Genomic DNA, 12,731 nt, shown 5'->3' on the forward strand with positions numbered 1-12,731 from the left:
TTTTGCATTCACTCACACATCTGCGACTCAGCTTAGCCCCAACTCTTTCCAGATCCGCAATACCTGCCGCCGCTCCTCGACAAACTGGTCGCCCGGAATCACCCCGGCGTCCTTCTGCAAGGCCTGCCGGTGAGCGGCGGAGCGGTAGGCTTTATAGGCCTCACGCAACAGGCTGGCGTCTTCGGCAGGCATCAGCCCTTCGTGTTCCAGCTCTTCCAGAATGCGGATGTTATCGGTCCAGCGCAGCAGTGGCGGGTGGCTGTGCGACCACGCCAGGGCCGCGTATTGCACCATAAATTCAATATCGACGATACCTCCGGCGTCCTGCTTGAGGTCGAACGGCGCCGTGGCCTCGAAGGCATTTGCCGCCGTACCGGCCGCGGTGCCCTTGCTGCCGAGGTTGTCGCGCATCTTGGCGCGCATCTCACTGACTTCCTGTTGCAACTTCGCCAGATCCCGCGCCTTGCCCAAGACCTGCGCACGAACTTTCTCGAACGCCTGGCCGACATCCTGACTGCCCACCAGCACCCGCGCCCGCACCAGGGCCTGATGTTCCCAGGTCCAGGCTTCATTTTCCTGATAGCGCTCGAACGCACCGAGCGAACTGACCAGCAACCCCGACGCACCGGACGGCCGCAGGCGCATGTCCACTTCGTACAACTGACCGGAGTTGGTCTGCGCGGTCAGCAGGTGAATGATCCGCTGGCCCAGCCGGGTGAAGAACTGCGCACCATCGATCGGCTTCGGCCCGTCGGTTTCCGCCTGCGGATCGCCGTCATGGATGAACACCAGGTCCAGGTCCGAACCATGCCCCAGTTCCAGCCCGCCGACTTTCCCATAACCGACAATGATGAAGCCGGGATCGCACAGGCTGCCGTCAGTGCGCAGCGGCGTGCCGTATTTGGCGACCGTCTGGCGCCAGGCCAGGGCCAGCACCTGCTCGAGAATCGCCTCGGCCAGCCAGGTCAGGTAATCGCTGACTTTCATCAACGGCAGGCTGCCGGCGATTTCCGAAGCGGCAACGCGCAAACGGTGCGCAAGCTTGAAGTGACGCAAGGCTTCCATCTGCTGCTCGAGGTCGTCTTCGGGGATCCGCGTCAGGCGCTCGCGCAGTTCGGCGGCCAGTTCCGGGGCCAAAGGTGGCTTGAACAGACGACCCTCGTTGAGCAATTCATCGAGCAGCAACGGGAAACGGGTGATCTGCTCGGCGATCCACGGGCTCGCCGCGCACAGCGTCAGCAAGCGCCGCAGGGCGCCGGGGTTTTCTGTCAGCAGCACTAAATAAGCCGAACGTCGGGCCACGGCTTCGACTAGCGGCAGCACCCGTTCCAGCACCAGATCCGGATCGGCATGCTCCACCGCTTGCGCCAGCAACCGTGGAATAAACGCGTCAAGACGTTCGCGTCCCAGCCGCTGCATCGCGCGCAATTGCGGGCTGCCGCGCAACCCGGCCAGCGTCTTCAGCGCTTTGGTCGCGTCCTTGAAACCGCCCTCTTCCAGTTGCCGGCACGCGGCCTCTTCGTCCTGTTCCTCTTCCCACAGCGGCAGCCACTCACCGCCGACCACCACTTCGCAGTCGGCGCCCTCTTCTTCATCAGGGTCGGCGATCACCTGCGCAAAGTGCCAGGCCACCCGGCCCCGCCAGAACATCAGTTTTTCGTGGAACGCCTCCCAATCGGCGAACCCGAGCATGAACGCAATGCGCGCCTGATCCTGAGCGCCGTCCGGCAACATCTGGGTCTGGCGGTCGGCAATCGCCTGGATCGCATGTTCGGTGTAACGCAGGAATTCATAACCTTCGCGCAGCTCGCTGATCACCGCCGGCGGCAGATAACCCTGCCCCTCCAGCGTGCTCAACACCTTTAATAAAGGACGCTGTTGCAGGCTCAGATCGCGCCCGCCGTGGATCAACTGGAAGGCTTGGGCGATGAACTCGACTTCGCGAATGCCGCCCGAGCCGAGTTTGATGTTGTCGGCCATACCCTTGCGCCGTACTTCCTGCTGGATCAGCTGCTTCATGGTGCGCAGCGCTTCGATCGCCGAGAAGTCCAGATAACGCCGGTAAACGAACGGCCGCAGCATGTCGAGCAACTGCGCGCCAGCCGCTTGATCACCGGCCACCACCCGCGCCTTGATCATCGCGTAGCGTTCCCAGTCGCGGCCCTGATCCTGGTAATACTGCTCCAGTGCATTGAAGCTCAGCACCAGCGCGCCGGACGAACCGTACGGGCGCAGGCGCATGTCGACGCGAAACACGAAGCCGTCGACGGTCATCGGGTCCAACGCCTTGATCAGACGCTGGCCGAGCCGAATGAAAAATTCCTGATTATCCAGCGCGCGTTTCACCCCGACGGTTTCGCCGCCCTCGGGGTAGGCGAAAATCAGGTCGATGTCCGAGGACAGGTTCAGCTCCACCGCGCCGAGTTTGCCCATGCCGAGGATGACCATCTGCTGCGGCAAACCGCTGCGCCGGCCGGTTGGCGTACCGAACTGCTGGCAATGGCGGCTGTACAGCCATTGATAGGCCTGGTCGATGGTGGCGTCGGCCATGTCGGAAAGATCGCGGCAAGTCTGTACCAGATCGGCCTGGCGGTTGAGGTCACGCCAGATGATCCGCACTTGATGGCGAGCGCGCTGACGACGCAATACACGACCGAGCTCGTCTTCGCTTTGCGCGGTGTTTACGGCGGCGGCAATCTGCGCGCACAGTTCACCCGGCGCGAACGGTCGGTCGAGTTCGCCGGACTGCACCAGCGACAGCAACATCAAAGGGTCACGAACGCTCTGTTCAATGACAAAATCGCTGGCGGCACTGACGCGGGCGAACTGTGCCCAGCGCTCCGGGGTCCAGTTGGCGAGGCCGTGATCGTCTTCCAGTGAGGCGACGGCCGTACGGAACGACTGCTCGGATCGAGTGACCAACGGCAGGAGAATGGCGGGCAGATCGGCAAGCACGGGCAGGGTCATGGTCTATCCTTGATCGGCGTGTAAATGGCCGCTTGTAGTGTTTGATGAAAACCCGCTACGCGAAGGACTGTCGAACAAAAGTTAGAAATAGCTGAAATCTCTTCTTCTTTAGCATCCAGCATCAAAGTTTCACCTTTTACGGATGGTAATCGACCAACCTTAACGATTATTCTCACAACGCAGTCGGAGGCCACAAGCCTTTCATCTGTAGTTTTACTACTCGTCTATACATCCGAAAGGCTGAAATGCTCAAAGATTTGTAGTAAAACTACACGCCGCCGGAACAACCTGTCGGCAATCCAAGAATTTTAAATCGTCTGCCCACAAGGCCAGTCGCAAACTCAGGCAACCGATTCTGGAAGCCTTTCCGCCCTGGAGCAAGCCATGCAAGACCTCGATCCCGTCGAAACCCAGGAATGGCTGGACGCCCTGGAATCGGTTCTCGACAAAGAAGGCGAAGACCGTGCTCACTATCTGATGACCCGTATGGGCGAACTCGCGACCCGCAGCGGCTCGCAGCTCCCTTACGCCATCACCACGCCTTACCGCAACACGATCCCCGTTACCCACGAAGCACGCATGCCTGGCGACCTGTTCATGGAACGCCGCATTCGCTCGCTGGTACGCTGGAACGCGATGGCCATGGTAATGCGTACGAACCTGAAAGATTCTGACCTGGGTGGTCACATCTCCAGCTTCGCCTCCAGTGCGACCCTGTATGACATCGGCTTCAACTACTTCTTCCAGGCCCCGACCGACGAACACGGCGGCGACCTGATCTACTTCCAGGGCCACACCTCGCCAGGCGTTTACGCCCGTGCGTTCATGGAAGGCCGCATCACCGAAGACCAGATGAACAACTTCCGCCAGGAAGTCGACGGTCAGGGCCTGTCGTCCTACCCGCACCCTTGGCTGATGCCTGACTTCTGGCAGTTCCCGACCGTATCCATGGGTCTGGGTCCGATCCAGGCGATCTACCAGGCACGTTTCATGAAGTACCTGGAACACCGCGGTTTCATCCAGCCGGGCAAACAGAAAGTCTGGTGCTTCCTGGGCGACGGCGAGTGCGACGAGCCGGAATCCCTGGGCGCCATCTCCCTGGCCGGCCGCGAGAAGCTGGACAACCTGATCTTCGTCATCAACTGCAACCTGCAGCGCCTCGACGGCCCGGTTCGCGGCAACGGCAAGATCATCCAGGAACTCGAAGGCGTGTTCCGCGGTGCTCAGTGGAACGTGACCAAAGTCATCTGGGGCCGTTTCTGGGACCCACTGCTGGCCAAAGACGTCGACGGCATCCTGCAACGTCGCATGGACGAAGTCATCGACGGCGAGTACCAGAACTACAAAGCCAAAGACGGCGCGTTCGTTCGCGAGCACTTCTTCAACACGCCCGAACTCAAGGCGATGGTTGCCGATCTGTCCGACGACGAGATCTGGAAACTCAACCGTGGCGGCCACGACCCGTACAAGGTCTATGCGGCGTACCACGAAGCGGTCAACCACAAAGAACAACCGACCGTCATCCTCGCCAAGACCATCAAGGGTTATGGCACCGGTGCCGGCGAAGCGAAAAACACTGCGCACAACACCAAGAAAGTCGACGTCGACAGCCTGAAGTTGTTCCGCGATCGTTTCGACATTCCGGTCAAGGACGAAGAGCTGGAGAACCTGCCGTTCTTCAAGCCAGAGCCAAACAGCGCCGAAGCCCGCTACCTCAGCGAGCGTCGTGCAGCCCTGGGCGGTTTCGTACCGCAGCGCCGCGCACAGAGCTTCAGCGTGCCGACCCCGGACCTGGACACCCTCAAAGCCATCCTCGATGGTTCCGGCGACCGTGAAATCTCCACCACCATGGCCTTCGTGCGGATCCTCGCGCAACTGGTCAAGGACAAGGAAATCGGCCCGCGCATCGTTCCGATCATCCCGGACGAAGCCCGTACCTTCGGTATGGAAGGCATGTTCCGTCAGCTGGGCATCTACTCCTCCGTCGGCCAGCTCTACGAGCCAGTCGATAAAGACCAGGTGATGTTCTACAAGGAAGACCAGAAAGGTCAGATCCTTGAAGAAGGCATCAACGAAGCAGGCGCCATGAGCTCGTTCATCGCCGCCGGTACTTCGTACTCCAGCCACAACCAGCCGATGCTGCCGTTCTACATCTTCTACTCGATGTTCGGCTTCCAGCGTATCGGTGACCTGGCCTGGGCCGCTGGCGACAGCCGTACCCGTGGCTTCCTGATCGGCGGCACCGCCGGCCGTACCACCCTGAACGGTGAAGGCCTGCAGCACGAAGACGGTCACAGCCACCTGCTGGCCGCGACCATCCCGAACTGCCGCACCTACGATCCAACCTACGGCTACGAGCTGGCGGTGATCATTCAGGACGGCATGAAGAAGATGACCGAAGAGCAACAGGACATTTTCTACTACATCACTGTGATGAACGAGTCGTACCAGCAGCCAGCCATGCCGGCCGGTGCCGAAGAAGGCATCAAGAAAGGCATGTACCTGCTCGAAGAAGACACCCGCGATGCGGCGCACCACGTTCAGCTGATGGGCTCCGGCACCATCCTGCGTGAAGTCCGTGAAGCGGCGAAGATCCTGCGTGAAGAGTTCAACATCGGCGCTGACGTATGGAGCGTCACCAGCTTCAACGAACTGCGTCGCGACGGCCTGGCCGTTGAGCGCAGCAACCGTCTCAAGCCTGGCCAGAAGCCTAAGCAGAGCTACGTTGAAGAGTGCCTGAGCGGCCGTAAAGGTCCGGTCATTGCCTCTACCGACTACATGAAGCTGTTCGCCGAGCAGATCCGTCAGTGGGTACCGTCCAAGGAATTCAAAGTCCTGGGCACCGACGGTTTCGGCCGCAGCGACAGCCGCAAGAAACTGCGTCATTTCTTCGAAGTCGACCGTCATTTCGTGGTGTTGGCAGCCCTGGAAGCACTGGCTGACCGTGGTGATATCGAACCTAAAGTCGTGGCCGAGGCCATCGTCAAGTTCGGCATCGACCCGGAAAAACGCAACCCACTGGACTGCTGAGGAGACATTTTGTGAGCGAACTCATTCGCGTACCTGACATCGGCAGCGGTGAAGGTGAAGTAATTGAACTGTTTGTGAAGGTCGGCGACCGTATCGAAGCCGACCAGAGCATCCTGACCCTGGAATCGGACAAGGCCAGCATGGAAGTGCCGGCCCCGAAAGCCGGCGTCATCAAAAGCCTGAAAGTGAAGCTGGGCGACCGTCTGAAAGAAGGCGACGAACTGCTTGAGCTGGAAGTCGAGGGCGCCGCGCAAGCGGCCCCTGCGCCTGCCGCTGCACCGGCCAAAGCCGAAGAGAAACCGGCTGCCGCTCCTGCTGCCGCCGCGCCAGCCGCTGCTCCTGCTGCCGCTTCGGTGCAGCAAGTGCACGTGCCGGACATCGGTTCGTCGGGCAAGGCCCAGATCATCGAGATCCAGGTCAAGGTCGGCGACACCGTCGAGGCTGATCAATCGCTGATCACCCTGGAATCCGACAAGGCGAGCATGGAAATCCCGTCGCCTGCCGCAGGCGTGGTCAAGGCCATCAGCGTCAAGCTCAACGACGAAGTCGGCACCGGCGACCTGATCCTGGATCTGGAAGTGGCGGGTGCTGCGGCCCCTGCTGCGGCCGCTCCGGCTCAGGCTGCTGCGCCAGCCGCTGCCGCTGCGCCGGCGCCTGCAGCAGCCCCGGCCGCTCCAGTTGCCGACAGCGTTCAGGACATCCACGTTCCGGACATCGGTTCGGCCGGCAAGGCCAAGATCATCGAAGTGTTGGTCAAGGCTGGCGACAGCGTTGAAGCCGACCAGTCGCTGATCACCCTGGAATCCGACAAGGCGAGCATGGAAATCCCATCGCCTGCCGCTGGCGTGGTGGAAAGCGTTTCCATCAAGCTGGACGACGAAGTCGGTACCGGCGACCTGATCCTCAAGCTGAAAGTCAAAGGCGCAGCCTCTGCTACTGCCCCGGCTCCAGCTGCTGCTGCTGCACCGAGCGCTCAAGCGCCAGCCGCTGCTGCTCCGGCCGCGGCACCTGCTGCTGCCGCTCCGGTTGCTGCTCCGGCCAAACCTGGTGCCAAAGTTCACGCCGGCCCGGCCGTGCGTCAACTGGCCCGTGAGTTCGGCGTCGAGCTGAGCGCTGTTGGCGCCAGCGGTCCGCACGGTCGCATCCTCAAGGAAGACGTGCAGGTTTACGTCAAGGCGATGATGCAGAAGGCCAAGGAAGCACCGGCCGCTGCTGCTGGCGCAACCGGTGGCGCGGGCATCCCGCCGATCCCGGTCGTGGACTTCAGCCGCTTCGGCGAAATCGAAGAAGTGCCGATGACCCGCCTGATGCAGGTCGGCGCTGCCAACCTGCACCGCAGCTGGCTGAACGTGCCACACGTGACGCAATTCGACTCGGCGGACATCACCGAGCTGGAAGCCTTCCGTGTTGCGCAGAAAGCCGTTGCAGAGAAGGCCGGCGTCAAGCTGACCATCCTGCCGCTGCTGCTCAAGACCTGCGCGCACCTGCTCAAGGAACTGCCGGACTTCAACAGTTCGCTGGCGCCAAGCGGCAAGGCGATCATTCGCAAGAAGTACGTCAACATCGGCTTCGCCGTCGACACCCCGGATGGCCTGCTGGTACCGGTCATCAAGAACGTCGATCAGAAGAGCCTGCTGCAACTCGCTGCAGAAGCCGCTTCGCTGGCTGAAAAAGCCCGCACCAAGAAGCTGTCTTCGGACGAGATGCAAGGCGCCTGCTTCACCATTTCCAGCCTCGGGCACATTGGCGGCACCGGCTTCACGCCGATCGTCAACGCGCCGGAAGTGGCGATCCTCGGTGTTTCCAAGGCAACCATCCAGCCAGTCTGGGACGGCAAAGCCTTCCAGCCGAAACTGATGCTGCCACTGTCGCTGTCCTACGATCACCGTGTGATCAACGGCGCTGCTGCTGCACGCTTCACCCAGCGTCTGGGCAGCCTGCTGGGCGACATCCGCACCATCCTGCTGTAACCCCGATCGGCCCTCCCCCACGGGAGGGCCGATTGCGTTTCACGTTTTCGAGCGCCACACGCTCGTACCTCAACCCCGTCAATTTGACGGGGCTTTTTTTTGCCTGAGACAACAGCAGCGCCCCTTCCTACACGTTCGGCTGACTTGAGCTACGAACGCAGTCCACTTCGCCTCGATATTTTTTACCGGCAGGCAACTAACCTTTGCGCCTCTAGTTAATAGCAAAACTTCCAGTTTATTTATCAACACCAACTTAATCGAACGGATTCGAATATGTTCAAGCCAACTATCGGCCCAATCATCGGCCACACCACAACGCATCATGCGCGGATATTTATTCGCGCAGACCGACAAGACAATACAACGGTATTTGCCGCCCTTCGTTACCGCGCGCAAGGCACACAACAATGGTCGAGCGGCACGTTTGTCGAACTCGAGATATTGCGCGACATGACCGCTGTGTTTGCACTTAACAACTTGAGCAGCGACACCGAGTATGAATACCAGACTGGCTGGTTCAGCCCGATGAATCCGGTGCACACCGTCGACAGCGTGGCCGAGTTGCCGCTGCAGTGGCCCCGGGAGATCTATCACCTGCGCACCCGATCCAGCGCAGCTCTGCAGCCACGGGCCTACATCGTCGGCTCCTGCCGCTATTTACGCATGACCGCCGGCATCCCCTCGCTGCCACACCTCGGTGACCGGATCTTCGCTTCGATCAACCAATTGATCGAAGGCGCGCAACCGCCGATCAGTGCCACGCTGATGACGGGCGATCAGATTTATGTCGACGACCTTAATCTGATCGCACCCGACCGTGAATATAAGGAAATCCTCAGCAAGTACCGCGCAGCTTTTTCTCAGCCGAACATTCAGCGACTAATGGCCAACACATCGACTTACATGATACTTGATGACCATGAAATCGAAGACAACTGGCCAGCCAATGCCGGAAAGTCTGATCACGTGTTATATCGCAATGCCATGGCGGCTTATGAAATCTATCAAGTCAGCCACAGCCCAGCGCATGAACTGACAACTAACAACCAAGTGAACCGGGCAAAACTCGAGCATTACTGGTATCAATTCAGCGACGGTGATATCGAATGGTTCGTGACCGACAGCCGCACCCGGCGCAACCTGTCCGCCGATGATCGCCGCATACTCGACGAGGCGCAGGAACAGGCGCTGATCCAGTGGCTGATCAACAGCCCGGCACGGGTCAAGTTTGTGGTCACCAGCGTGATGTTCTACCCCGACCGCAAACTGCACGGCGACGACGCCTGGAAAGCCTTTCCCGAGCAGCGCCTGCGCCTGCTGGAAACCATCCGCAGCCATCGGATCAGGAATGTCGTGTTTGTCTCGGGCGACGTGCACGGCTCACTGACCGCGCGCCTGACCCACAGCGAAGATCCGGACTTCGAAGTCCACACCATCGTGTCTTCGCCGTTTCACAACAGCAAGCTGCTGCCCTACGCCAAGGCCTCGACCTTCATTCTCGATCAGCCGCTGGTGCGCACGGCAGCCGGCGACTATCGGCATGAGCTGACCAGCACAGTCGTCAGCGAAGACAACTTCGCCCATGTGGTGGTTGAAGCTGATCAGATTTCGATCAATTACCACGATCGCGACGGCAAACGGCTGCAATCGATTGGCCTGAAACTGCGTTGAATGCTGAAAAGATCGCAGGCTTCGGCGGGTTCTACAGGGCAGCGCATCGCCTGTCAGAGCTGCCACGCGCTGCGATCTTTTGCTCTTTTCCAATAGGCGCTGGAGAAATGCCTCGCGCGGCCGACACATTCTTATAGCACTTGGCCTTCATCTCTCTTGTCAGTCGGTGCCGCAATGATGCAACCTTGCCGCAGGCAACAGTAAAGAGGGCGCGAGCCCGGCGCGTTCAGCATATTTCCAAGCGAGTTCCTTCATGAAGAGCCAACCCGATGCCGCCAGCCGTATGGTGGCCGAGGTAGTGACGCAGTTGCCTGTGCCCTCGCGGCTCGGCATGCTGCGTTTCGAGCGCATGAATGAAGCCAGTTGGGCGATGCTGTTTCTCGATCCCAACTGCGAACGCCAGTTCGGCCAGCCAGCCGTCGAATTGTGTGCGCTGGTCGGCTCGCCCTACGCCAGCCTGATGGAGCCCGAAGCACGCTATCAGTTGCACGACGCGATCCAGCAACAACTCTGTGACAGCCCGCATTATCTGGTGCGCTACACCCTGCACACCGCCGCCGGCGACTTGAACATCCTCGAACTCGGCGAAGCCTACAAACAGCACAATCGGCACCTGCTGCGCGGCTATCTGCTGGCTGTCGATAACCTGTTCGACGAAGCCCCGATGCTGCCGTCCGTCGATCTCGAAACCCAGAATTCGCGCCTGCAGATCGCCCTGGAACTCAACCAGCGCGCCCAGCAGGAACAACTGCAACACCTTGAGCGAGTGCGCGCCCAACAGGACCTGATCCTGTTGCTGGCCCGCCAGCGCTACAGCAGCCATAACTCGCTGCAGGAAGCCGCCGAGCTGATCACCCGCTGCGCCTGCGATATCTATGAAATCGACTGCGCCAGCTTGTGGAACCTCGAAGGTCATCTGCTGGTGCCGATTTCGGCGTATCACCGCGCGACTCAGGAATACATCCTGCCCGAGGTGATCGACATCAGCGGCTTCCCCGACTACATGGAAGCCCTGCACGGCAGCCGTGCCATTGACGCGCACAATGCGATGCGCGACCCGCGCACCCGCGAGATGGCCGAAGCCCTGCGCCCGCGCGACGTCAACGCGATGCTCGACGCCAGCATCCGCGTCGATGGTCAGGTGGTCGGCGTGCTGTGCCTGGAGCAGACCGGCGTCACCCGCGCCTGGCAGTCCGATGAAATCGCCTTTGCCGGTGAACTGGCGGATCAGTTCGCCCAGGTCATCAACAACCACAACCGCCGCACCGCCACCAGCGCCCTGCACCTGTTCCAGCGGGCGGTCGAGCAAAGCGCCAACGCCTTTTTGCTGGTCAACTGCGACGGCGTGGTCGAGTACGTCAACCCGAGCTTCACCGCGATCACCCAGTACTCCACCGAGGAAGTCCACGGCCAGCGCCTGTCGGAACTGCCGGCCCTGGAAAACCTCAGCGAACTGCTATTCGACGCGCCCTCGGCGCTGGCCAAGAGCAACAGCTGGCAGGGCGAATTCAAGAGCCGACGCAAGAACCTCGAACCGTACTGGGGCCAGTTGTCGATCTCCAAGGTGTACGGCGACAACCGCGAGCTGACCCACTACATCGGCATCTATGAAGACATCACCCAGACCAAACTGGCACAGCAGCGCATTGAGCGTCTGGCCTACACCGACAACCTGACCAACTTGGGCAACCGGCCGGCGTTCATCCGCAACCTGGACGAACGCTTCGCCCGCGATAGCGATACACCGATCAGCCTGCTGTTGGTGGACATCGACAACTTCAAGCGGATCAACGACAGCCTCGGCCACCAGACCGGCGACAAACTGCTGATCAGCCTCGCCCGGCGCCTGCGCAACAGCCTGAGCCCCAGCGGCAGCCTCGCACGCTTTGCCAGTAACGAATTCGCCGTACTGCTCGACGACACCGACCTCGCCACCGGCCAGCAGATCGCCAACCAACTGCTGGCGACCCTCGACAAGCCGATGTTCGTCGACAACCAGTTGATCAGCGTCACCGGCTCGGTGGGCCTGGCCTGCGCGCCGCTGCACGGGCGCGATCCGCAGACCCTGATGCGCAACGCCGGCCTCGCCCTGCACAAGGCCAAGGCCAACGGCAAACACCAGGTGCAGGTCTTCACCGAAGCGCTGAACGCCGAGGCCAGCTACAAGCTGTTCGTCGAGAACAACCTGCGCCGCGCCCTGACCCAGAACGAGCTGGACGTGTTCTACCAGCCCAAGCTGTGCCTGCGCAGCGGTCGTCTGCTGGGCATGGAAGCGCTGCTGCGCTGGAATCATCCGGAACGCGGCATGATCCGCCCGGACCAGTTCATCAGCGTGGCCGAAGAGACCGGCCTGATCATCCCGATCGGCAAGTGGATCGCCCGTCAGGCCTGCCGCATGAGCAAGGCCCTGACCGCCGCCGGCATGGGCAATCTGCAAGTGGCGATCAACCTGTCACCGAAACAGTTTTCCGACCCGGATCTGGTCGCCTCGATCGCCAACATCCTCAAGGAAGAAGCGCTGCCGGCCAATCTGCTTGAGCTGGAGCTGACTGAAGGCCTGCTGCTGGAAGCCACTGAAGACACGCACTTGCAGCTCGACCAGCTCAAGCGCCTGGGCCTGACCCTGGCCATGGATGACTTCGGCACCGGCTATTCGTCGCTCAGCTACCTGAAGAAATTCCCGATCGACATCATCAAGATCGATCGCAGCTTCATCCACGAAATTCCCGACAACCAGGACGACATGGAAATCACCTCCGCGGTGATCGCCATGGCGCACAACCTCAAGCTCAAGGTCGTGGCCGAAGGCATCGAGACCGCCGAGCAACTGGCGTTCCTGCGCCGGCATCGTTGCGACGTCGGCCAGGGCTACCTGTTCGACCGGCCGATCCCCGGCGCCGAGCTGATCCAGGCGCTCAAGCGCTACCCGCGCGGCCCGCTCTGCCTCTAAAAAACACCGCAGATTCCTTGTAGGAGTGAGCCTGCTCGCGATAGCGGTAGGTCAATCAACTTATTTGTCGCTGAAATACCGCCATCGCGAGCAGGCTCACTCCTACAAGGGCGGTGAGTAGCCCCACATTTTGGGTAGTGATT

Annotated in this window: 5 protein-coding genes; 4 read left to right on the forward strand and 1 reads right to left on the reverse strand. The window is 60.7% G+C overall.

The window, feature by feature from the left end; all coding sequences use genetic code 11:
- Positions 1-27 precede the first annotated feature (27 nt).
- Entirely contained in the window at positions 28-2,967 is a 2,940-nt protein-coding gene (gene glnE, locus J5M57_RS21505) for a bifunctional [glutamate--ammonia ligase]-adenylyl-L-tyrosine phosphorylase/[glutamate--ammonia-ligase] adenylyltransferase (RefSeq protein ID WP_207849149.1), read from the reverse strand.
- A 384-nt stretch (positions 2,968-3,351) separates the two neighbouring features.
- Here glnE and aceE point away from each other — a divergent pair, with 384 nt between their 5' ends.
- The 4 genes from aceE to J5M57_RS21525 all read left to right on the forward strand — a co-directional run bounded on the left by aceE (position 3,352) and on the right by J5M57_RS21525 (position 12,588).
- The gene (gene aceE / locus J5M57_RS21510; protein WP_003220999.1) at positions 3,352-5,997 is read left to right on the forward strand and encodes a pyruvate dehydrogenase (acetyl-transferring), homodimeric type; all 2,646 of its coding nucleotides are present in this window, start codon (positions 3,352-3,354) and stop codon (positions 5,995-5,997) included.
- Between the two features lie 11 nt (positions 5,998-6,008).
- Positions 6,009-7,967 (forward strand): dihydrolipoyllysine-residue acetyltransferase, encoded by a 1,959-nt coding sequence (gene aceF, locus J5M57_RS21515; RefSeq protein ID WP_207849150.1) that lies wholly within the window; start codon positions 6,009-6,011, stop codon positions 7,965-7,967.
- 273 nt (positions 7,968-8,240) lie between these two features.
- Entirely contained in the window at positions 8,241-9,638 is a 1,398-nt protein-coding gene (locus J5M57_RS21520; RefSeq protein WP_207849151.1) for an alkaline phosphatase D family protein, read from the forward strand.
- A 253-nt stretch (positions 9,639-9,891) separates the two neighbouring features.
- Positions 9,892-12,588, forward strand: coding sequence for a GGDEF and EAL domain-containing protein (locus J5M57_RS21525; protein WP_083367213.1), 2,697 nt, complete (start codon positions 9,892-9,894; stop codon positions 12,586-12,588).
- The last annotated feature ends 143 nt before the right edge of the window (positions 12,589-12,731 follow it).

Source organism: Pseudomonas sp. 86_A (assembly GCF_017491705.1).
Classification (GTDB): Bacteria; Pseudomonadota; Gammaproteobacteria; order Pseudomonadales; family Pseudomonadaceae; genus Aquipseudomonas; species Aquipseudomonas koreensis.